Here is a 21,261-nt window from a genome sequence, read left to right as displayed (position 1 = left end):
TTCTTATTACGAAACATTGTTTCTTAATAACTCTAAAAAGATGATAACATGAAACGAAATGGCTGACAATCATTTTCACAAAATTTTCATTTCACTGTCGACGGCATCTTTGTCTCTACACACCGCCCCGGCGTTGGGAACAGCTTGCCGGCGTTGAGCAAGTTTTTCGGGTTAAACACGTCGCGAATCGCTGTTTGCGCCAAAATCTCTTCATCAGTGAAAATGAAGCGCATCTCTTCTTTTTTCTCAATGCCGACACCATGTTCCCCTGTAATCGATCCGCCGACCGCCGCGCACGCCTTGAGGCATTCGCTTCCGGCGGCAAGCGCCCGCTCCGTCTCCCCGGGATTGCTTGCATCAAACAGCACAAGCGGGTGCAAATTGCCGTCGCCGGCGTGGAAAATGTTTGCGATTCTAAGTCCATACTTGCGGCTGATGTTGGCGATTTCCCGCAGCACTTCCGGCAGACGGCTGCGCGGAATGACGCCGTCTTGCACTAAATAGTCGGGCGAAATCGCCCCCATGGCGCCAAACCCGGTTTTCCGGTTTGCCCACCAGCGGGCCCGCTCTTCTTCCGACTGAGCGACTTTCACTTCACGCACATGATGGCGTCGGCAAATCGCCAAAATATCGTCGATTTGTTCGTCGATCCCGGCGGACATGCCGTCCACTTCAATAAGCAAAAGCGCCGCGATGTCTTTCGGATGCCCGACCGGAAACGCGGCTGCTTCGACCGCCTCGATGGCCGTTTGATCCATCATCTCAAGCGCCGCCGGCACGATCCCGGCGGAAATGATGTCGGAAACGGTCTGGCTCGCGTCTTCCACTTCATCAAAATAGGCGAGCACCGTCTGTTTCGTCTCCGGATTTTTCAGCAAGCGGACGGTAATTTTCGTCACGATGCCAAGCGTCCCTTCCGATCCAGTCAACAGCCCGAGCAAATCATAGCCGGGTGGATCGGGAACGCCGTTTCCGCCGATTTCAATCACTTCGCCGTTTGGCAAGACGACTTCAAGCCCTAAAATATGGTTCGTCGTCACCCCATATTTTAAGCAGTGGGCGCCGCCGGCGTTTTCAGCGACGTTGCCGCCGATCGTGCAGCAATATTGGCTTGACGGATCGGGCGCATAGTAATAGCCGCGGTGGGCGACGGAGTTCGTCAGCTTCAAGTTGACAAACCCCGGCTCGACGACAGCGCGTCGGTTTTCGAGATCGACGTGCAACAGCCGCTTCATCCTTGTTAAGCTGATGACGACTTCGCCATTCAACGGAATCGCCCCGCCGCTTAACCCTGTGCCGGCGCCGCGGGCGAGAAACGGCAAATCATGTTCATGGCAATATCGGACGACCGCCGCCACTTGCTCCGTGCTTGTCGGAAACACGACCGCCTTCGGCAAATGGCGATGGACGGTAAAGCCGTCGCAGTCATACGCCATCAAATCTTCTTTCCGGTATAAAATCGCCCGTTCCCCGACGATGCGGGCGAGCGCCTGAATGTGCGGGTCGTTCGTTGCAATGGACCGTTTTCTCATATGCGCACGTCCTTCCCTTCTTCTTTTTGGTACGCCCAATCCAACAGCTGCACCGTATGGACGATTTTCTGGTTTCGTCCATGTTTCATGACGCCAAGCGCCATTTGCAGCATGCAGCCCGGATTGCCCATCGAAATGAGCTCCACCTCTTGCGGCACGTTTTGCATTTTGCTTTCTAAAACGGCCTCGGCCATTTCCGGATGAGTGATATTGTAAATCCCCGCGCTGCCGCAGCAACGGTCTGCGTTTGGCATGGCGACCATTTCCACCCCCGGAATGCTTTCGATCAAAGCGCGCGGTTCTTTGCGGATGCCTTGGCCGTGGGCCAAATGGCACGCATCATGGTAGGTGAGGCGCACGTTCAATTCCGCTTTCGGCGGTTTGAAGCCGGTGTCATGCAAAAATTTCGACACATCCTCGACCTTCGCGGCAAATCGCTCCGCTTTTTCATGCCATTCCGGATCGTTGCGGAACAGTTCCGGATATTCTTTCAACATGCAGCCGCAGCCGGCAGCATTGACGATGATATAGTCAACATCTTGAAACGCTTCGATATTCTGCTTGGCGAGCTTCCGGCCCGTTTCGCGGTCGCCGGCGTGAACGTGAAGCGCGCCGCAGCACGTTTGGCTCGGAACGATGACGACATCGTTGCCGTTATGGGTCAATACGCGGATCGTCGCTTCGTTAATGTCGGAAAACATCACGTCCATGACGCAGCCGGTCAAAATGGCGACTGTCCGTTTCGTTTCCCCCTTCGCCTTAATGAGCGGCTGATGTTTATACTTTCTCCGCACCGGCGTACCGACCGCTGGCAAAATCGCCTCCATCTCAGCCAAGTGATCGGGCATGACACGCAACAGTCCGGCTTTGCGCGCCACCGTCTGCAAGCCGCTTTTTTGGTACAGTTTCAGCAGGCGGCCGAGCCAATCGAGGCGCGACGGATGCGGAAAAATGCCTTTTAAGAAAACGCCGCTGACAAGCGCTTTCCAACCGGCAAGCGGCACCGCCTGGCGAAGCTGGCCGCGCACTTGTTCAATGAGCCCACCGACATCGACATCGGCCGGGCAAGCCGTCGTGCAGGCGCGGCAATCCAAGCATGTAAAAATCGGATCGAGCAAATCGGGCGTCAACTCAAGCTTCCCCTCGCCGACTGACTTCATGAGATGAACGCGGCCGCGCGGGGAGTGCTGTTCTTCACCCGTCTGTTCGTACGTCGGGCATGATTCCAAACACATGCCGCAATGGACGCAATCCGCCCACTTGCTCGGGTCAGGCAAATCGGGAAAACGATAGTTGCCAAGACTTACGGTCGCACACGCCGGGCTGTCCGCCCGTTCATTCGTCATCGTGCTCATCATTAAATCCCCCCGATAAAGCGTTGATCGTTGATCGTTTTGTTCGGATCGATTTTCCGCTTAATGCCTTCGAGCAAGAAAAAGTACGACGGCTTTCCGCCCCAGACGTCGATGCGTTGGCGGAGCGAAAACGGCAAATGTTTCACGATGGCGTAGCCGCCCAAGCGAACCGCCGTTTGGCGCAGCTCCTCCATTGCGGCCAACACCCCCTCTTCGCTGCCGTGCACATACGCCTGGCAAAGACCGTGGCCCAACCCGCCGTGCGCCTCGATGCGGACATGGCAGCGGTCAGCAATTAAAACGCTTTCACGCAAGATGGAGAGCACATCCAGGTTGACGACGCCGATTTTCACTGCCGCTTCAATCCCGTTTTCCGCCTGCGCCAGACGCCCGTTCGGCGCAACCGTATTAAACGTCCGCCAAAACGCCGCCGCCTCTTCCCCAGCCAAGACGGCCATCTCGGCCGCTTTCGGCCGCAGCCGTTCGACCCATTGCTCTTGGTAATGGACGGCGTTTTCCACATCTTCAAACCCAATCGCAAGCGTATAGACCGGCCGTCCCGTCAGCCGTTCAGCAAGCGTCGGGTTGAACAGTTCAAAACAAACCGGCTCCATCATCGTGTCAAGGAACGAAACAGCAAACGAACGGATGTCATGAACATCGCCGCTTGGAAACGACAACAACACAACGCTTTCATATTTCGCCAGCGGCCGGAGTTTTAACGTAATCTCGCTCAGCACGCCGAGCGTCCCCATCGCTCCAATGAACAGCTTGTTCATATCGTAGCCGGCGACGTTTTTCACCACTTTGCCGCCGGAGCGGATGACGGTCCCGTTCGGATAGACGATGCGCAAGCCGATGACCGAATCGCGCGCCGACCCGTAGCCAAGCCGCTTCGGCCCGCTGTCGTTCGCCGCAATGACCCCGCCGATCGTCGCTTCGTCCGGCCAAAACGGGTCCAAGGCGACCTTTTGCCGATACGGAGCAAGCGCGCGCTGCAAATCGCCGAACACCGTCCCCGCTTTGACGGTAACGGTCATATCGGCGGCCGCATGTTCGACAATGCCGGCATAGTGTTCCAACGACAGCAAAATGTCCGCCTGCTCCCGCTGCCCGCCAAACCCCCGTTTTGTGCCGCGTCCAGCGATGACGACTTTTTTGCCATGGCGGTCGGCATAGCGGAGCACCGCAGCGATTTCTTCCTCTGTTTGCGGATAGACGGTCACCGCCCCATCATTGCCGAGGGGGTGGAACGATTCATTCCGTTTGATTTGTTCTGGATGCAAAAACGCCTGCAGCTCCTCAATCCATGTCAATGAAAGCATGAGCGCCCTCCTCCGTTTCACAATAAGAAACAATGTTTCTTTTTATCTGTAAAAAAAAAGCGAACCGCTCGAACCGTTTTCTTCATCAGGCGGAGAGTGTCCCAAAAGAATCGGGACACCTTTTCTGAACAGCGTCATATATACAGTGGTTTAGCTCAAAACAACCTTTGGGGCCAACCCTCCCTGCTACTTCTATTAAACCATCGCTCACCCATTTTTTCAACGAATTTTTTAGAATTTGATGATTATTTTGTCCATTCCGTCTCTTTTACCACCACTCCGACCCGCCGCTCGAGCGGCTGGATCACCGCTGACATATCCAAATCGGCAAGGCCTGCGGCGATCGCTTCGGCGAACGCTTCTTCCGCTTGGGCACCAAGGCATCGGCCGAGCCCGACTCCGTCCATCAACTCATTCGCCAAGCGCACATCTTTATGTACGTATTTGACCGCTCCGCCGGGTGCGAATTGACGCGGCAACACGAACTGCTCCATATGGCGGCGCAGCATCCGGCTGTCTCCATAGCTTTCTTTTAACAGCCGATACAGCTTCCCGGCATGAAGCCCGTAGGCAGTGCCGGCGACCATCGCTTCCGCTGCAGCGACAGAATGAACGGCGACCAAATATTGGTTAATTACTTTTGCCGCACTGCCCGCGCCGCTTTCCCCTAAATACTCAACCGTTTTTCCTAACACGCTAAGCAGCGGACGCACCCGCTCCCACGCTTCTTTCGCTCCGCCGACCATGATCGTCAGCGCCCCTTGCTCCGCCCCTTCCGGACCGCCGCTCACCGGCGCGTCCAAATAGGCGACGCCGTGCTCGTCGGCGCGCCGAGCGACAAACCGGCTTGTTTTCGGACCGACGGTCGTAAAATCAAGGCAAATCGTCCCCGGACGGGCCGTGCTAAGGACGCCTCCTTCTCCCGTATATACGTCGATCACATCATCCGGCATTGATAAACAGGTGCAAATGACGTCAGATTCGCCGGCCAGCGCCGCAACTGTCTCCGCCTGCCGAGCGCCGAGTTCGAGAAGCGGCGCTGCTTTTTCCGGCGTGCGGTTGTACACCGTGACGTTGAATCCCGCTTCAAGCAACCGGCTGGCCATGCGCGAGCCCATTACACCCAACCCAATAAAGCCGATTCGGGTCATCATCGGTCACCTCCTTTCGTGCCGCTCCGATATTCATCATACCAAGAAAAGCTTTCGCTGCTTTCCCCTGACGGAATGTACTCAAGGCCAATCGCTCCATTGTAGCCGCACTCTTGCAAAAATGCGAAAATCTCGCGATACGGAAGCCCTCCCGTCCCCGGCTCATGCCGCCCGGGGGCGTCAGCGAATTGCACATGCGCGATGAGCGGGGCGTAGGCGGCAAACGTCGCCGTCACATCGCGCCCAAGCCGAGCCATATGATAAACGTCATATTGCAATTTCACATTCGTCCTGCCGAGATCGCGGACAATCGCCGCCGCTTCGTCAATATCGGTTAAAAAGTAGCCGGGCATATCGAACGGATTGATTGGTTCAATCGTCAGCGTCAAGCCATGAACAGCAAGCGTTGCCGCCGCTTCGTCAATGCGGCGCATATACGTCTCCTTCGCCCGCTCGCGCGGCAAGTCCCTTGGCAACACTCCGGCCATGCAATGAAGATGCGGTGCACCGAGCGCGAGCGCATAACGCACTCCTTCCTCTAGTGCACGCCGAAATTCATCATGACGGTTAGGAAAGATGGCGAGCCCGCGCTCCCCCTTCTCCCAATCGCCGGCCGGCAAGTTGATCGAAACAAGGGACAGCCCGCATTCTTCAAGTTCACCGACGATCGCCTCAGGCGCCGCCGCGTACGGAAACTGGCACTCGACGAGCGAAAACCCGTGCTGCCTCGCCTTGGCAAACCGGGCGAGAAACGGCGCTTCCGTGAAAATCGTCGATACATTGACGGCAAATTTCATCATGAGGCCCCTTTCTTCTCCATTTCTTTCTCTATATTCGCTCCACCGTTTGCCGATTCCTGCCTCACCGCGTTTCATCTTTAGTGCCGTAAAAAACAGCCGCACCATTTCGACTTGCCGCTTTGATCCGTGCCTCTGCCATGGAAAAAGGGCTGCTCCCTTTGGGGCAGCCCTTTTTTGACGCTCAGTCCTCATCGCTGGCGAAAAAGCGCAAAATATAAACAAACAAGTTAATGAAATCAAGATAAATATTGACGACAATCATCGGAATATCCGCTTCCGTAAAGCCATAGCGGGCCAAGCGGTTAATATCGTAAATCGTAAAACCGAGGAAAATCAAAATCCCTAACGCGGCAATCCCCATTTGCCCGACGCTTGAAAACGGGATAAACCATTGAATGATGAGCAAGCCGAGCAAGGCAAACGCCCCGAGCATGAGAAAGCCACCGAGGAACGAAAAATCTTCCTTCGTTCTCGCCGCATAAATGGCGACGCCGGAAAACGACACGACCGCCAATGCGAACGCTTTGAACACCGCCGAGGCGCCGATGACGGAAATGTAATAGCCGATCAACGGATAGAGCGTCGCGCCCGACACGAACATAAACGCAAACATGAGCGGATAGCCGACCGCTTTTTTGCTGCGGGCGAAAATCATAACAAGAAGCAAAATCAGTTCAAGAGCATAAAGCGGCAAATACATCCCCACCGGCACCCATTGCCCGGCATACAGCCCCGCCGTCGCGACGGCCAGCGCCGCTAAAAAGGAAACCGCCAATTTTGCCACTGGGCTATGCGGACGATAAACGGTCGAATGGTTCATGGCAACCCCCTCCTTTTTCTTTCTAGTTTAACATATATTTGTTTCTTGTCACAGCCCTTTCTTTTTGATTGACGCAGACTGCATGGACCGTCCACCATGATGTATGGTCCGTCGTTCGATCCATCGAAACCAGCGGGCGGCAAACCATTTTTTCAACACCGGCGGGACGACAAGCAAAATGAAAAAAATGCGGAACATTTGATAACTTGTCACAACGGCAAGGTCGGCAGTTGCTTCCTGCGCCAAAATTCCCATTTGATCCATGCCCCCCGGCGCCAAGGCGATGAACGCCGTCAAATACGGCACACCGTGCAGAGCCGTTAACACAAACGCCGAAGCCATGGAAAACAAAATGAGCGCCAACCCGGTTGCCACAGCCGCCAGCATGACTCTTCCCTTTTCTGCGATGCGGGCTGGCTTAAGCATTAAACCGAGGTAAGCCCCCATCGCGATTTGCGCCACGTCCAACAACAGCGCCGGCAATGACCAGGGCCGAAATACCCAAACAAAAACATTCCTCTCCTTTTTGGCGGAGAGGAATGCTTGCCTTCCCATGCATGGCAAAGGGCGGACAGTGCAGCCAACAGCTCGATTTTTTTCGCCCATGAGCCGTCCGCTCAATCAGCGAATAAATCGGATGACAAATACCGCTCGCCGGAATCGGGCGCCATGCAAAGGACGCGCGCTCCTTTTGGCAGCTGTTTCGCCACTTTGATGGCGTGATAAGCGCTCGCTGCCGCGGAGGCGCCGACGAAAATGCCTTCCTTCGCCGCGAGCTGGCGGGCCATCTGCTGGGCGTCTTCATCTTTAATCAAAAAAATGTCGTCGTAAATCGAGCGGTTTAAAATTTTCGGAATAAAACCAGGACCGGTGCCAGGAATTTTGTGCGGCCCCGGCTTGCCGCCCGACAAGACGGGCGAGCCGTACGGCTCGACGACGTAAATGCGCAAATTCGGAATGCGCTTTTTCAGCTCCTCTCCTGTTCCGGTCACCGTCCCGCCGGTGCCGGCGGTTAACACGAACGCATCGAGCCGCCCGTCAAACGCTTCGTAAATTTCCACCGCTGTTGTATGCCGATGCGCATCCGGATTGGCCGGGTTTTCAAACTGCATCGGGATAAAGCTGTCAGGGATTTCGTGAGCGAGCCGGTTCGCCTCATCAATCGCCCCTTGCATCCGCTTCTCCGCCGGCGTCAAATAGACTTCGGCTCCGTACGCCTTTAAAATTTTCACCCGTTCGACCGTCGCGTTGTCGGGCATTGTAATGATGCAACGGTAGCCGCGGGCGGCGCACACCATCGCCAGGCCGATGCCGGTGTTGCCGGACGTCGGTTCGATGATCGTGCTTTTTCCAGGCGCAATTTTCCCTTCCGCCTCGGCGCGGCGGATCATTTCCCAAGCGGGCCGGTCTTTGACGCTGCCGCCCGGATTGAACGATTCAAGCTTCATATATACATCCGCGCCGTTCGGATCAGGAAGGCGCCGCAACTTCACAATCGGCGTGCCGCCGATCAAATCTAAAATCGAGTCATACAATTTCACGATCGTCCCCAACCTTTTGCAAAATATTTGTTTGCCTCATTCATTATAAATGATTTTTCTTTTTTCGTTCAAACAGTCTGTCCCGCCCGCAACACCAGGTGTTTTTGGATCGTTTTTAGCAAAAGGACGTTCGTTCGGCCGGACCGATTGCGATTTTTCCCCTGTTCTAGTCCGATCTTCCCCCTTATAATAAAAGATAAACGATGGAAAGCGAGGTGGCTTTTTTGGCATCTGCGGCACAGCAGCTCGTCACCCATTTAGAAGCCCATTTGCCGAACTTTCTCGCCTATTGGCGGCAGCATATGAAAATCGCCAACGATGACAAATACATTGACTGCGTCGAACAAAACGGCTTAGCAGTATTTGAGCTCGTCAAAGGAGCCCTGCTGCAGTCGCTATCCGGCGAGACGATCGAACGGTTAGCCAACAAAATCGCCAAAGAGCGGGCGGAAATGAACGCCGGCATCGGCGCCCTCGTCTACAACGTCAACCTCGGGCGGCGGCTCGTCATCAACCACGCGCTGGCCGCGCCGCTGTCGGTCACAGAGTTGGCCCCGCTCATCGACCATTTGAACGAGCTGTTTGACCAATTTTTGTTTCATGCTGTCACAAAATACAATGAGCTAAAAGAAAAAGAATTGCATGAAAAAAACACGCTCATCGCCAAGTCTCATCAAGACCGGCTCACGTTGCTTGGGCAAATGTCATCGAGTTTTGTCCATGAGTTTCGCAACCCGCTTACGGCTATTATCGGTTTTATTCAATTATTGAAATTTGAATATCCGCATCTTCCTTATTTAGACATTATCGACCATGAGTTGCAACAGCTGAAATTTCGCATTTCACAATTTTTGCATGCCTCACGCAAAGAAATTGTTGAAAGCGAAAAAGAAATGTTTTCGCTGCGCCAGCTGTTGGAGGAAATTATCGAGTTTTTATACGCCACGATCGTCGACAGTGATGTCGACCTTTCGGTGGCGATCGATGAATCCATACATATATTTGCCTATAAAGATCAGCTGCGCCAGGTGCTGGTGAACATTTTGCTCAACTCGATCGAAGCGGTGAAAGAGAAGGAAAAACCGCGGCGGATCAACATCGCCGCCCGTTGCCAAGACGGAAGCATCATCATCGAAATCGCCAACAACGGTCCGTCGATTCCGGCCGACATTGTAGAAACGATTTTCGAGCCGTTTTTTACGACGAAAAAGCTTGGAACCGGCATCGGCTTATACATTTGCAAAAAAGTCATCGAAGATCACGGTGGAGACATCTGCTGTTTTTCCGATGACAACGTGACGACGTTTTCCATCCGCCTCCCTGTATAATGAACAGCGGAAATGGGCATGATGGATGAAAAAAGGTGATGCCGATGAAAACGTCTTGGAAAAGTTGGTTGGAGCAGGCGGCAAACGCCATCCGTGAATGGCTCGAGCGGGAAATGCATTCGTTCGCCGAGCTCGCTGCGTTCATCCGCCATCATCCGGATACCGTTCGGTCAGAACGCACGTGGCTTGGCTTGACGTACCGGTTCTACTCGCTCACGATAAACGGAGTGTCATTGAAAATGGAAACGAAAGTCGCCCGCGAAGGCAAGGAGCGCATTCTCTTTTTATCGGTCCATGCTCCGCGTACGAAAGCCGCTGTCTACCGCGCCTATGACGAAGACGGCGATTTGTCGGACATCATCGCCACTCCGCCGCTGTCCCAAAAAACCGCACCGGTTTGACCACGGTGCGGTTTTTTTCATCATCATTTCGCGAAAAAGCCCCGCTTCCGAGCGAAACGAAAGCAGGAAGAAAGGTCAACCTTTCATGCCCTGCAGCCATTCTTGGTAACATTCTGGGCAAAGCGCCTCTTCACGTTCTTCGCCATTCGTATGGAACGATACGTAATGCACCTTGTCATCGCACTCGCACTGACAGTAAAAACATGTTTCGTTCATCGCTTTCCCTCCCTTGCCTATTAGTGTGAGCCGTCTTATAACAGCGTTGCAAGGGAACTATTCCCAGCGGCATGAGCGCAGAATAAACGACGCACGATGCGGTCAGCGCGAGGTGAGCGACAACAAATAGTCCAATACCGCTTCTTGCTCTTCCTTCGTGAATCCGGCCTGGCAGTCGATCCAATACCCATGTCCGGCGCCCGTCACATGCACTGCCTTCAAAGCTGGATCGGCAGCGTTCGCGGCAATGACGCGCTGGCGCCATGTCCGGTCGATCAACGCCCGTAAGCTGTTGCGCGCATCAGGAGCAACGCCTTTTCCAACCGTATCTGAAAGCCCAAGTTCCCCGTTCGGCCCGACGGCCACACCCCCATCGTGCAAGTACGGGGCGCTCCAGGCAAGCCCGATGAGGCTTGGCACTTTATACCCCCCCGGTGAATCACCGTGGGCGAAAGCAAGCCGGATTTGTTCCGGGTCTAAATGATCGGTCGGCACTTTCAATACTTTCGCTCCTTTCGGAATCGGCACCGGCGTATTCGGAGCGTAAATCACCGCCTCCCCGAACACGTTCTCTGTCTTTTTCAGCGCCTGGGCCCGCGACGGCTCGGTGCCGATCACATTGGCAGCGATGACGCGGTTGTTCGTTAAATACGCCCCGGCATGACAGCGGATGCAACCGGCGCGGACAAACACCTCTCTTCCTCTCGCCGCCCTCTCCTCGTTGATTCGTTCGTTTGGCGGCGGAGGATTGAGCGTATTTTGCCAAGCGGCCACGGCATTGTTTTGCTCATTAAAACGGTAGCCTGGCTCGCTGACGACGAGCCCGTCCGGAGCGGCAAGCGAGACTTTCGGAAACTGCGGCGGGGCGACAAGCTGGTTGACGCCAACCGTTTTCGGCGTCGGGTCGACTTTCGCGAAAAAGGCGGACGGTTTCTCCTTTGTCGTCGGCTGATAGCGAAACCGCGGATGGGCGGCGTTTTGCAAAATCGTGCCAATATACACTTCTTTGTCAATGCCAAACAGTTCTTGGCTAATTTCCGCCTGCGCGAGCGAATCGGCGTTTTGCGCATGCACGTTGTTGCTGAAAGCGGCGTTGTTCGGTCTCCCGACAGTCGATCAAATGCTCGGTAAAAGCCGCAAATGTAAAAACTTCAAATTGCATCTGTATGCAATCGGTCGGCCGCTGAACGTACAAATGGGATTCGCCCTCTGCAGGGGAATCCCATTTTTCATGATTTGCCCGCCATTCGCTCATCCTAACAACGAAGGAGGTGAACAGCGTGAAACGCCGATACCGAATATGGGCCGCGGCCAGCGCGGTTGTTGCTCTACTCGTCGCCGCAGCCGCCTTGGGGCGACCGGCTCCAGAAGAAAACGCCCCGGCTCCGCCGCGGCTGAAGCCGTTTGACGCCGAGGTCGCACCCACCCATCCAACCGTTGTCGCGTTGGACAGCCTAAGTGCAGGCGAGCAGCTGAAACAGCAGCTGAACGAGCACCCGCGCATTCGGGAAATCCTCCATAATCGCCGCGGCGATCGAAGTCATTATTTTTCAAATGAGATCGCTGTCCGCTTTCGGGCATTGCCGTCCGAAAGCCGCTTGAAACAAATGGAGGCAGCCATCGCCGGCCAGCTCATCAAGCAGGTCGATCACGCGTTTGTATTCCGTTCGCGCAGGCAAACGTACGAAGAGTTGCGCCGCTATTTCCGCTCTCTTCCGATGGTCGATTATTGCGAACCGCACTACATTTACATGCAAAATGAGTGGAACAAGCCAGCGTTGTTGCCGAACGATTCGTTTTACACCCGCTACCAGTGGAACTTGCCGGCCATTCATACGGAAGAGGGGTGGACGCTGTCGCGCGGCCAGCGGAATGTAGCTGTCGCCATCATCGACAGCGGAGTTGATTTGACCCATCCCGATTTAGCCCGGCGCCTGATCACCGGATATAACGTGTTGGCAGACAACCGTTCGCCCCTTGACGAAAACGGCCATGGCACCCATGTCGCCGGCATCATCGCCTCACAGCCGAACAACGGCGAAGGGGTCGCCGGCATGACATGGTTCAACCCGATCATGGCAGTCAAAGCGTTGAACGCCGACGGCTACGGAACGAGCATTGATGTAGCGAAAGGAATCCGCTGGGCGGTCGACCACGGGGCAAAAGTCATCAACTTAAGCCTTGGCAACTACCAACCGTCCTCAGTGCTCGAAGAAGCGATCCGCTACGCCGACGCTCATGATGTCGTGCTTGTCGCCGCTTCCGGCAATGACAGCACATCGCAGGCGAGCTTTCCAGCCGCCTATCCAGAAGTGATCAGCGTTGGGGCTGTCAACCCTGATCTTTCCTATGCGCTTTATTCCAACTACGGCGACTATGTGGACGTCGTCGCGCCTGGAACGAACATCGCCAGCACGTTTGCCGGCCACCGGTACGCCGCGCTTTCCGGCACATCGATGGCCGCGCCGCACGTCACCGCGCTCGCCGCCTTGATCCGCTCCATCAACCCGCAGCTTTCGAACGATGAAGTGCGCGACATTATTCTCGAAAGCGCTGACGATTTGGGGGAGAGAGGAAAAGATCCGTATTATGGCTACGGGCTCATCAATGTCTATCGCGCGCTCGAGCTGGCTAAGCGATAACCGATGCTCCTTCCGCCGATGGCATTGGGGAACCCTTCGCTGGGAAAGATCAAACGGACAAGATTCTCATCCCCTGTGGGAACAACGTTAAAACTCCCCCACAGCATCAAATCAGCAAACAGCTGGAAACGGCGCCTTCAGTGACGAGCAGTCCGCGTCGGCAAGCGGTGCCGCATTCCCATAGAGGAGCGCCTATCTGCTGAAACGAAAAACGATGGGGATTCGAGCTATACCCCCATCGTTTTTTCGCGCGTCAACATCGTCGTCACCGCCCCGACGACCGTGACAACGACAAGCGAGTGGACAAACGGCACTGAATCGATGATCATGCTTCCAGCTGAAATAATGGCGGCGTCAATGACAAAAATGATGATCCCGACGTTCCAGTTCGTCCATCTAGCGATAAACTGGGCGAGCAGATCGGTCCCGCCCGTGCTCGTCTCCTCGCGCAGCATCAAGCCGATGACCGCGCCGACCAGCACCCCGCCGATGACCGCGCTTGGAAGCGGATCCAACACGATCACGCCGCGCAAAACGGACAATACGTCAATCATCCATGAGGAAAATAAAAGTCCGTGCAAGCTGTTGTAAAAAAACGGGCGGTAGTAAAACCATGCGGCTACATAAAGCGGAACGCTTAAGACGATCATCGTCAACCCAGCCTGAACGTGCCACACGTATTTGGCAATCAGCCCGAGCCCGATCATCCCTCCATCAAGCAAATGGTGAGGGACGAAAAAGACATTGATGCCGACGCCAAGAAGCAGACTGCCGACAATCACCGCCGCCATTTTTTTGATCATCACGAAACCCCTCCGCCACGGCTTATCCCAACGAGCCAACATGCCTCCATATATATGTATATGGCGCCCCTTGACAGAGCTTGTCTCTTTTTTGCCGCATCGCGGAGGAAATGGCTGATCGCGAACGAAACACAAAAATAAGAGGCCAGGCCTCTATGCCCAACCTCTTATTTTTGCGCTTTTGTCGTCTCGTCATCGTCGATGATGCCTTTTGTCGCATTCTTAAATTCGCGCAACGTTTTCCCGGCCGCTTGTCCTAACTCCGGCAGCTTTTTCGGTCCGAAAATGAGCAAAGCGAAAAAGACGATGAGCGCAATTTCTCCAAAGCCGATGTTCATGTTTGTCACTCCAATGTTCAAGCGTCGTTTCTTGAAACATTATACCATAGAAGAACGGACGGTGTCATCGTCTTTCCCTTGACAAAACGGCGACAATTTGCACAGCTCTCATTGTTCCTCAAGCAGTCGCACCGGTACGTCTTGTTCGTGTTCCGACTCATCAGTGAAATAAACGCGAACCATTTCGCGCTCATCATCGACGTGCTGAATCACCACTTGTTTCCCTTTGTACATCACCGGAACGATCTCCCCAGCTTCAGCAATTCGCTTCGCCCGCAACAGTTCCATTTACCCCCCTCCTTTCGCACTGTCCTCCGCCTGCGCCCGCAAGCTTTTCCAAAACAACTCGTCGTTGCAGACGATCTCGCGAAGCTCTCCTTCATCTCCTTTGGTGTTGATGATTTCAAGCAACTGCGTCATATCGTCCATTTCGCGCCGATCGTTTTTCACCGAACCATCACCTTTCTTTGGCAAACTGATGACAGCGGACATCCCATCGCTTCGTTTCCTGCGTTGACTCCCTCAAAAAGAAGGAGTATGATTCGAATTGGTGTGTACAGAAAGGAGGAAACACTATGAAGGAGCGGGACTATTATTTTGACAACGCAAAATGCGCGCTCATGCTCCTCGTCGTGTTTGGCCACTTTCTGCGCCCGTACATTGACGGCGTCTTATGGGTGCACAGCTTGTATACGTGGATTTTCTTTTTCCACATGCCGGCGTTCATTTTCATTTCCGGCTATTTTGCAAAAAAATTCCACGAGCACGGCTACTTGCAAAAGATCATGAAAAAATTGCTCATCCCGTACGTTCTGTTCCAGCTGCTGTATTCGATCTACTACTTCTTCCTGTATGACAAACAGTCGCTGGAACTTGACTTATTGACCTCGCATTGGAGTTTATGGTTTTTGCTCAGCCTGTTCAGCTGGAACGTGCTGCTGTTATGGTTCGGCCGGCTGCCAAAGCGGATCGCATTGCCGATGGCGCTTCTTTTCGGCCTTGCCGGCGGGATGATGGAAGCGGAAAAATGGCTGAGCTTGTCGCGGACGCTCACGTTTTTCCCGTTCTTTTTGCTCGGGTTTTTCACGAAAAAATCGGTGATCGAGCGCTTGTTTGCCGCCCCAGTGCGCCTTGTTTCGCTTGCGGTGCTCGTTGGCATGTTTTTCGCCATCCATTTCGGGTTTCCCGATTTGCCGCAAGATTGGCTGTACGGCTCGAAATCGTACGATACGCTCGGCGTCTCGGAATCAGCCGGCATTGCGAGCCGCCTCGCCATTTATGGGGCGAGCCTGCTCATGATGTTCGGCTTTTTGTCGCTCATCCCGAGCCGTCGCTTCTCCTTTTCTGTGCTCGGGGCGCGCACGTTTTACATCTATATCTTGCACGGGTTTATTTTAAAATATTTGCACGAGACGCCATTCCCAGACTTTATTATGGATGTGCACGGCTATCCGCTTCTGCTTGCACTGTCGGTCGCCATGATGCTCATCCTTGGAAGCAAGCCGGTCGTCCGGCTCGTGCGGCCGCTGTTGGAATGGCGATGGCCGAACTGGCGGCAGACAATGACCTAGCAGTCCAAAAAGAAGGTGTCCCGAAATATCAACGGGACACCTTTTCCCATTATGGCGCTTTGCCTACAAATGGAAACCAACTTTTCCATTCAGCGCGCGCGGGCTGCCCGCACCGCTTCCGCCAAGGCGGCGGCCGCCGCCTTTGGCGACGGAGCCGAAGCGATGGCGCTGATCACCGACACCCCATCCGCTCCCCCTTCAATGACCGTTTTCGCATTGCCTGCCGTAATGCCGCCGATGGCGACGATCGGAATCGCAATCCCGGCTTCGCGCAGGCGGCGGAGAACATCCGGTCCTTGCGCTTCCTTTGCATCCTCTTTCGAACTGGTCGGGTAAATCGGGCCGACGCCGAGGTAATCGGCGCCCGCCTCAACGGCCGCCATCGCTTCTTCGACGTTGTGCGCTGAAACGCCCAAAATTTTATCGCCGATTTTTTCCCGCACGCGCCGCGCGTCCTCATCGTCTTGACCGACATGGACGCCGTCGGCATCAATGGCGAGGGCCAGCTCGACGTCATCGTTGACAATAAACGGCACCCCATAAGCGCGGCAAAGGCGTTGCAGATGCCGGGCGAGCTCCTCTTTGTCCGCCCCTTTTAAAGCGCCCGACCCTTTTTCGCGGAATTGAAACAACGTCACACCGCCGTCAAGCGCTTCTTTCAGCACATCGGCGGCCGGACGTTCGCTGTTTTGGCTTCCCATAATGAAGTAAACAGCCAGCCGCTCCTTCATTTCACGGCTCGCGATGCGCGCCATCGTTCTCACTCTCCGTATTGGCGGTACGCCCAATGGTTCGTCGGCCCATGGCCTTGGCCGATGCCGAGCGGATGGGCAATCGCCGATTGCACAAACGTCTTCGCCGTCGCCACAGCATCAGCAGGATGGCGCCCTTTCGCCAGCTCAGCGGCGATTGCCGAGGCAAACGTACAGCCGGTTCCGTGCGTATGGCGCGTGTCAATTCGCTTGCTTTTAAAATAGGAAAATTCGCTGCCGTTATACAGCAAGTCGACGGTTTCTTCGCCATCATCGTCATGGCCGCCTTTTACGACGACATAGCGGGCGCCCATCCGGTGGAGGAGGCGCGCGGCTTCGCGGCGGTCATCCATCGTGCGGATGGCAACGCCCGTCAATGCTTCCGCCTCCGGAATGTTCGGTGTAATAACGAGCGCCAACGGCAACAGCTCTTCTTTCAAAGCGGCCACCGCTTCCTCTTGCAACAGCGGAGCACCGCCTTTGGCGATCATCACCGGGTCGACGACCAGCCGCTCCCATTTCTGTTTTTTCACTTGTTCAGCAACCGTACAAATGATCTCGGCACTAAAGAGCATGCCGGTTTTCACCGCATCCGCGCCTAAATCGGCGGCCACCGATTCGATCTGGGCGGCGACTGCTTCCGCCGACAGCGGGTAGACGCCTTGCACGCCAAGTGTGTTTTGCGCCGTCACCGCCGTGATCGCTGACATGCCAAAGACGCCGAGCTCATGGAACGTTTTGAGATCGGCTTGGATGCCGGCGCCGCCGCCGCTGTCCGACCCGGCAATCGTCAACGCTTTGTACACCATCGTGTTTTTCCTCCCCTTTTACCGTTGTTCCACCCGGCCATACCGTTTGACATCATCGACGCTTGTATACGCCAACGCGTCCAAAAACGCCATCTGGAAGCTGCCCGGTCCGCGCTCCCCGGCTTTGGCCGCCGCCTGTTCGGCCGCAACGCCATAATACGTGAGCGCCGCTACCGCCGCCTTCGCCGCATCGCGCTCAACGGCCGCAAACGCTCCGACGACCGATGTCAACAAACATCCCGCCCCGGTCACTTTCGTCAGCAACGGATGGCCGTTCTGAATGAGATACGTCGTCTGTCCGTCCGCAACGACGTCCTCTTTTCCAGTAATCGCGACAACGGCGCCGAGCTGCTCCGCCGCCCGTTTGGCCAACGCCACTCGATCGCCGCTTCCTTCGCCGGCGTCCACTCCTTTAATCGCCCACGCTTCACCAATCGTGTTGGCGATCTCCGCCGCATTGCCACGGATCACGGCGAGCTTGACTTTTTCCGCGATGCGGCGCGCCGTCTCCGTCCGGTAGCGCGTGGCCCCGGCCCCGACCGGATCGAAAATGACCGGCACCCCGGCTTCATTGGCCGCCTGGCCGGCGATAAGCATCGCTTCTACCTCTTTGTCATTCAACGTCCCAATATTGAGGACAAGCGCTCCAGCGAGTTTCGCCATCTCGCCCACTTCCTCTTTCGCATACGCCATCACTGGCGAAGCGCCAAGCGCAAGCAGCCCATTTGCCGTAAAATTCGTCACAACGACATTCGTGATATTATGGACGAGCGGATTCTCCTCTCTTACCCGCTCGAGCAGTTCCGCCCATTCATGCCAATTGGCCATTTCCGGTTTCTCCCCTTTCCAAGCCTTTTCGCCGGCCATACAATGACTTTCGCCGTATTTTCGACCAATGGAATGATCCATTCTCCCCATCCATCAGTCTACTCTTTCTTTTTTTGAATTGCAAGACAAAGAAAAAAGGCGGCCGCCAAAGCGCACCTCCCTTTTTGTTCCATTACGAACGCGTCCATTCGGCCGCCCCTCCCTCTTCGGACGGCGCCGCCTGCGACAGCCGCTGCGGCAGCGGCCAGTTCCATAAATCCAAATCGATGATATAGCGCGGCCGTCGTTTTGTTTCTTTGTAAATTTTCCCAATATATTCACCAATCAGCCCGAGCGCCATCAGCTGCAAGCCTCCTAACAGCCAGATGGACGTAATGAGCGACGTCCAACCCGTTTCCGTATGCCCGACCCATTTGAGAAAAAGAAAATAGACGCCAAACATCAAGCTGACGGCAAACGAAAGAAACCCAACAAGCGAAATGAAACGGATCGGGGTGACGCTGAACGACGTCACGCCGTCAAGCGCAAAGGCGATCATTTTTTTCAGCGGATATTTCGTTTTCCCGGCCAGCCGCTCTTTTCGGTCATAATAAACCGTCGCCGACCGGAAGCCCAAAAGCGGGACGATGCCGCGCAAAAACAAGTTCACTTCCCCGAACTGTTCAAGCGCGTCCACGGCGCGCCGGCTCATAAGGCGATAGTCGGCGTGATTGTAAACGAGATCGACGCCAAACGCTTTCATCAGCCGGTAAAACCACTGCGCCGTATGGCGCTTGAACCACGTATCGGCATCGCGTCGCCGGCGCACGCCGTAAACGATGTCATAGCCTTCGCGAAACTTTTGCACAAATTCCCGAATCGCCGCCACATCATCTTGCAAATCGGCGTCGATCGAAATGAGGCAATCAGCATGCCTTTTGGCAGCGAACAACCCAGCAAGCAGCGCGTTTTGATGCCCCGCGTTATGCGCCAGTTTCAGCCCTTTCACTTCCGGGTGGCGCAAACTCGCTTTGTATATGATCTTCCATGTGTCATCACGGCTGCCGTCATCGACGAACAAAAGCGCGCTGTTGGATGAAATAAGCTGCTCTTCGATCAATTGTTCGCGCAGCTCCCGCAAGCGGTGGATCGTCTCCGGCAGCACCTCTTCTTCGTTGTAACACGGCACAACAATGGCCAACGTCGGTTCGAACATATCACCTTCCTCCCTCCGGCACGACTTTGTATAAATAGATGGTCCACGCGGACTCTTTTGAACGGAACACCCGCTCAAGGCTCAAGGCGTTTTCGCTGGCATTTTCAATCGGCAGCGCTGAGAAAATGTAGCGCCCGCCCATGTCATAAAACACGTTTGTGTTCAATTCCAAGTTACGAATCGTCCGCTTCGAGTTTTTCTGAAACATATACCGCTTGCCCAGCTCATCGACGAACAAATAGCAGCGCCCGCCCCATTCATCGAAATACTGGCGCAGTTTTTTGTTTTTCGCGAGCTCCTTGGCGATGATGCGGCGAAACCGATGCTTGTATTCGAGCGGATAAAAGTTGTTGTACGTATCGAGCGTGTAAAAGCCGTTGTATTGAGCGATCGCCGGGTGGATGCCGATGCTGGCGACACGGTATGTATGCACCGGGCGGCCGATATAGCGGCGAATGGCGGCAAACTGCTTTTCCGCGTAAAACTCGCGAAACGACGGCTTGTCGCGGTAGACGATTTCCTCATTGCATAAAGCAAGCACGACAAGCTGCAAGACAATGGCCGCCTCGCCGACCGCCCGCCACCTTCGGCCTTCCTGCCAAAAAATTTTCAGCGCCAGTGCAAACAAGACGTAAATCACCATCGGCCGCAAAAAATGGTAGCGGGCGAAATTGAACTTATCGAGCAAATCGAACCGCTCGGTGAGCGGCAGCCATCCTTTGTAAAACCAAAACGCATACCATGTCGACAACGCGAAGTTCAACCCGTGCAAAATCAAAAACAGTTTTTCTTGCCGCCAGCTTTTCCGCTTCCAAACAAAATACAAGGCAACGAGCGTCACCGGTAAAATGACGAGCCCATGCACGGTCATGACGTGGGTATGGCCGAACACATAGTTTTTGAACGTCAACCGGATGACGCGCCAAAGCGGCAGGCGGGCGTGGAAATATTCGTCGCGGCTTGTCGGCTCATCGGAAAACAAGAGCGAATGGACAAGCCGGTAATCGACCGCCAAATAGAGAGCTGTCATGTAGGCGATCGCTGCAAAAAAACGCCAATTCCATCCTTTGCCGCGGATGACGTCGATGAGCCACCAAACCCCAAGCGCGCTCAAGAAAAAGAAAAATCCAAGCACGAAGCTCGAATAGAGCGGCAAGAGCGTCAACACCGCCCAGTTCACCCATGAACGCTCGCCGCCCCGAATGTTTAAAAACGCCCAAAGCGCAAACGGCATCCCAAGCGTACTTAACATTCCCGATGGCCAAAACGGCGTCAAGGCAAATGTCAACGAAGCGCCGATGCGAATCCATCCCCAGCGCTCGCCCGGCAACACATGTTTTCGCAGCAGCAAATACATGCCGATGAACGCAAATGCGCGGGTTGCGGTTTGGCTGAGCCCATAGGCGTAAATGGATGGAAACAGGGCGTGAAGCCAAACGATGCCGCTGAATTCTGTGCCGAACGCGTTGCGCGGCAGGCCGTTGATGATTTGCGGGATGACGCCATCGACCGGTCCGAACAGCTCACCGCTTCGAGTGAGCACCTTATACCAGGCGATGTTTGAATCCAAATTGTCGTGGACGCGCATATGCGCATCCTCGCCAAGCACAAAATACGGCGACACGTACAAGGCGATGACAACGAAAGAGAAGAACAGGAGTCGCTTTTCGATGGCCGGCACCTTTTCTCCTCCTTTCGCCCGGCTCTTGTCTTTCTTTATTGTTCAACCAAACAGGAAAATTATTCATGGGAATGGAGAAAAACGGACTCCAATCCAAACAAAAAACCGCCGTCGGCCGGATGAAGCCGGATGACGGCGATTTTCTGTTCGTCTATTCACCTTTCGATCAGCCT

At 54.9% G+C, this 21,261-nt stretch carries 21 protein-coding genes and 2 pseudogenes; 4 read left to right on the top strand and 19 right to left on the bottom strand.

Annotated features, from left to right (window positions below):
* Positions 1–86 precede the first annotated feature (86 nt).
* The 8 genes and pseudogenes from LG52_RS05840 to cysK all read right to left on the bottom strand — a co-directional run bounded on the left by LG52_RS05840 (position 87) and on the right by cysK (position 8,524).
* Positions 87–1,532: an FAD-binding oxidoreductase gene (locus LG52_RS05840; protein ID WP_044731242.1), complete on the bottom strand. Its 1,446-nt coding sequence runs from the start codon at positions 1,530–1,532 to the stop codon at positions 87–89.
* Entirely contained in the window at positions 1,529–2,890 is a 1,362-nt protein-coding gene (locus tag LG52_RS05835) for a (Fe-S)-binding protein (RefSeq protein WP_156135627.1), read from the bottom strand. The genes LG52_RS05840 and LG52_RS05835 overlap by 4 nt, the downstream gene beginning before the upstream one ends.
* Positions 2,890–4,212 carry an FAD-binding oxidoreductase gene (locus tag LG52_RS05830; RefSeq protein ID WP_044731240.1) on the bottom strand — a complete coding sequence of 441 codons (1,323 nt, stop codon included), beginning with the start codon at positions 4,210–4,212 and terminating at the stop codon, positions 2,890–2,892. Before LG52_RS05830 ends, LG52_RS05835 begins: the two co-directional genes overlap by 1 nt.
* A 245-nt stretch (positions 4,213–4,457) precedes the next feature.
* Positions 4,458–5,363 carry an NAD(P)-dependent oxidoreductase gene (locus LG52_RS05825; RefSeq protein WP_044733119.1) on the bottom strand — a complete coding sequence of 302 codons (906 nt, stop codon included), beginning with the start codon at positions 5,361–5,363 and terminating at the stop codon, positions 4,458–4,460.
* Positions 5,363–6,160: a hydroxypyruvate isomerase gene (gene hyi, locus LG52_RS05820; protein WP_082056115.1), complete on the bottom strand. Its 798-nt coding sequence runs from the start codon at positions 6,158–6,160 to the stop codon at positions 5,363–5,365. The genes LG52_RS05825 and hyi overlap by 1 nt, the downstream gene beginning before the upstream one ends.
* Before the next feature lie 184 nt (positions 6,161–6,344).
* Complete coding sequence (locus LG52_RS05815) at positions 6,345–6,983, bottom strand: Bax inhibitor-1/YccA family protein (protein ID WP_044731239.1); 639 nt, start codon at positions 6,981–6,983, stop codon at positions 6,345–6,347.
* A gap of 48 nt (positions 6,984–7,031) precedes the next feature.
* Positions 7,032–7,466, bottom strand: a pseudogene (locus LG52_RS05810) (AbrB family transcriptional regulator); the annotation flags it as partial.
* Between the two features lie 134 nt (positions 7,467–7,600).
* Positions 7,601–8,524, bottom strand: a complete 924-nt coding sequence (cysK, locus tag LG52_RS05805; RefSeq protein ID WP_044733117.1) for a cysteine synthase A — start codon at positions 8,522–8,524, stop codon at positions 7,601–7,603.
* Between the two features lie 224 nt (positions 8,525–8,748).
* Here cysK and LG52_RS05800 point away from each other — a divergent pair, with 224 nt between their 5' ends.
* Together LG52_RS05800 and LG52_RS05795 are read left to right on the top strand one after the other, a co-directional pair.
* Positions 8,749–9,852, top strand: coding sequence for a histidine kinase N-terminal domain-containing protein (locus LG52_RS05800; RefSeq protein ID WP_044733116.1), 1,104 nt, complete (start codon positions 8,749–8,751; stop codon positions 9,850–9,852).
* Between the two features lie 44 nt (positions 9,853–9,896).
* Positions 9,897–10,253, top strand: coding sequence for a hypothetical protein (locus LG52_RS05795; protein ID WP_044731237.1), 357 nt, complete (start codon positions 9,897–9,899; stop codon positions 10,251–10,253).
* 75 nt (positions 10,254–10,328) lie between these two features.
* Here the strand turns inward: LG52_RS05795 and LG52_RS20095 are convergent, their stop codons facing one another.
* Positions 10,329–10,469: a hypothetical protein gene (locus LG52_RS20095; RefSeq protein ID WP_197072012.1), complete on the bottom strand. Its 141-nt coding sequence runs from the start codon at positions 10,467–10,469 to the stop codon at positions 10,329–10,331.
* A 102-nt stretch (positions 10,470–10,571) separates the two neighbouring features.
* Positions 10,572–11,561, bottom strand: a pseudogene (locus tag LG52_RS05790) (electron transport protein); the annotation flags it as partial.
* 188 nt (positions 11,562–11,749) lie between these two features.
* Between LG52_RS05790 and LG52_RS05785 the strand changes: the two are divergent.
* Complete coding sequence (locus LG52_RS05785) at positions 11,750–13,111, top strand: S8 family peptidase (protein ID WP_044731236.1); 1,362 nt, start codon at positions 11,750–11,752, stop codon at positions 13,109–13,111.
* A gap of 227 nt (positions 13,112–13,338) precedes the next feature.
* Here LG52_RS05785 and LG52_RS05780 read toward each other — a convergent pair whose 3' ends face one another.
* The 4 genes from LG52_RS05780 to LG52_RS05765 all read right to left on the bottom strand — a co-directional run bounded on the left by LG52_RS05780 (position 13,339) and on the right by LG52_RS05765 (position 14,702).
* Positions 13,339–13,914, bottom strand: a complete 576-nt coding sequence (locus LG52_RS05780; RefSeq protein ID WP_044731235.1) for a YitT family protein — start codon at positions 13,912–13,914, stop codon at positions 13,339–13,341.
* Positions 13,915–14,081: 167 nt separating this feature from the next.
* Positions 14,082–14,252, bottom strand: a complete 171-nt coding sequence (locus LG52_RS05775; RefSeq protein ID WP_011231011.1) for a twin-arginine translocase TatA/TatE family subunit — start codon at positions 14,250–14,252, stop codon at positions 14,082–14,084.
* Between the two features lie 108 nt (positions 14,253–14,360).
* On the bottom strand, positions 14,361–14,540 hold the full coding sequence (locus LG52_RS05770; RefSeq protein WP_044731234.1) for an H-type small acid-soluble spore protein: 180 nt from the start codon (positions 14,538–14,540) through the stop codon (positions 14,361–14,363).
* Positions 14,541–14,702: a hypothetical protein gene (locus LG52_RS05765; RefSeq protein WP_231584422.1), complete on the bottom strand. Its 162-nt coding sequence runs from the start codon at positions 14,700–14,702 to the stop codon at positions 14,541–14,543.
* Between the two features lie 125 nt (positions 14,703–14,827).
* On the opposite strand from LG52_RS05765, the gene LG52_RS05760 reads away from it, so the two are divergent.
* The gene (locus LG52_RS05760; RefSeq protein WP_044731232.1) at positions 14,828–15,823 is read left to right on the top strand and encodes an acyltransferase family protein; all 996 of its coding nucleotides are present in this window, start codon (positions 14,828–14,830) and stop codon (positions 15,821–15,823) included.
* A gap of 89 nt (positions 15,824–15,912) precedes the next feature.
* Here LG52_RS05760 and thiE read toward each other — a convergent pair whose 3' ends face one another.
* The 5 genes from thiE to LG52_RS05735 form a co-directional block, all read right to left on the bottom strand.
* Complete coding sequence (gene thiE, locus LG52_RS05755; protein WP_044731231.1) at positions 15,913–16,578, bottom strand: thiamine phosphate synthase; 666 nt, start codon at positions 16,576–16,578, stop codon at positions 15,913–15,915.
* Positions 16,579–16,583: 5 nt separating this feature from the next.
* Positions 16,584–17,384 (bottom strand): bifunctional hydroxymethylpyrimidine kinase/phosphomethylpyrimidine kinase, encoded by an 801-nt coding sequence (gene thiD, locus LG52_RS05750; protein ID WP_044731230.1) that lies wholly within the window; start codon positions 17,382–17,384, stop codon positions 16,584–16,586.
* Between the two features lie 18 nt (positions 17,385–17,402).
* Positions 17,403–18,212, bottom strand: a complete 810-nt coding sequence (gene thiM / locus LG52_RS05745) for a hydroxyethylthiazole kinase (protein ID WP_044733114.1) — start codon at positions 18,210–18,212, stop codon at positions 17,403–17,405.
* A 172-nt stretch (positions 18,213–18,384) separates the two neighbouring features.
* Positions 18,385–19,407 carry a glycosyltransferase family 2 protein gene (locus LG52_RS05740; RefSeq protein ID WP_044731229.1) on the bottom strand — a complete coding sequence of 341 codons (1,023 nt, stop codon included), beginning with the start codon at positions 19,405–19,407 and terminating at the stop codon, positions 18,385–18,387.
* A 1-nt stretch (position 19,408) separates the two neighbouring features.
* Positions 19,409–21,088, bottom strand: coding sequence for a DUF6044 family protein (locus tag LG52_RS05735; RefSeq protein ID WP_044731228.1), 1,680 nt, complete (start codon positions 21,086–21,088; stop codon positions 19,409–19,411).
* Positions 21,089–21,261 lie beyond the last annotated feature (173 nt).

Source organism: Geobacillus kaustophilus (genome assembly GCF_000948285.1).
GTDB classification, from domain to species: Bacteria; Bacillota; Bacilli; order Bacillales; family Anoxybacillaceae; genus Geobacillus; species Geobacillus thermoleovorans_A.
The sequence above is the reverse complement of the archived record's forward strand: the minus strand, read 5'-3'. Positions and strand labels throughout refer to the sequence as shown.

Coding starts and splice junctions, on each gene's coding strand:
- thiM (WP_044733114.1), bottom strand. CDS start 18,212: ATGGCCAATTGGCATGAATGGGCGGAACTGCTCGAGCGGGTAAGAGAG.
- LG52_RS05825 (WP_044733119.1), bottom strand. CDS start 5,363: ATGACCCGAATCGGCTTTATTGGGTTGGGTGTAATGGGCTCGCGCATG.
- LG52_RS20095 (WP_197072012.1), bottom strand. CDS start 10,469: ATGAACGAAACATGTTTTTACTGTCAGTGCGAGTGCGATGACAAGGTG.
- LG52_RS05760 (WP_044731232.1), top strand. CDS start 14,828: ATGAAGGAGCGGGACTATTATTTTGACAACGCAAAATGCGCGCTCATG.
- LG52_RS05740 (WP_044731229.1), bottom strand. CDS start 19,407: ATGTTCGAACCGACGTTGGCCATTGTTGTGCCGTGTTACAACGAAGAA.
- LG52_RS05840 (WP_044731242.1), bottom strand. CDS start 1,532: ATGAGAAAACGGTCCATTGCAACGAACGACCCGCACATTCAGGCGCTC.
- LG52_RS05835 (WP_156135627.1), bottom strand. CDS start 2,890: ATGATGAGCACGATGACGAATGAACGGGCGGACAGCCCGGCGTGTGCG.
- LG52_RS05795 (WP_044731237.1), top strand. CDS start 9,897: ATGAAAACGTCTTGGAAAAGTTGGTTGGAGCAGGCGGCAAACGCCATC.
- LG52_RS05780 (WP_044731235.1), bottom strand. CDS start 13,914: ATGATCAAAAAAATGGCGGCGGTGATTGTCGGCAGTCTGCTTCTTGGC.
- LG52_RS05830 (WP_044731240.1), bottom strand. CDS start 4,212: ATGCTTTCATTGACATGGATTGAGGAGCTGCAGGCGTTTTTGCATCCA.
- LG52_RS05815 (WP_044731239.1), bottom strand. CDS start 6,983: ATGAACCATTCGACCGTTTATCGTCCGCATAGCCCAGTGGCAAAATTG.
- LG52_RS05775 (WP_011231011.1), bottom strand. CDS start 14,252: ATGAACATCGGCTTTGGAGAAATTGCGCTCATCGTCTTTTTCGCTTTG.
- thiD (WP_044731230.1), bottom strand. CDS start 17,384: ATGGTGTACAAAGCGTTGACGATTGCCGGGTCGGACAGCGGCGGCGGC.
- hyi (WP_082056115.1), bottom strand. CDS start 6,160: ATGAAATTTGCCGTCAATGTATCGACGATTTTCACGGAAGCGCCGTTT.
- LG52_RS05770 (WP_044731234.1), bottom strand. CDS start 14,540: ATGGAACTGTTGCGGGCGAAGCGAATTGCTGAAGCTGGGGAGATCGTT.
- thiE (WP_044731231.1), bottom strand. CDS start 16,578: ATGGCGCGCATCGCGAGCCGTGAAATGAAGGAGCGGCTGGCTGTTTAC.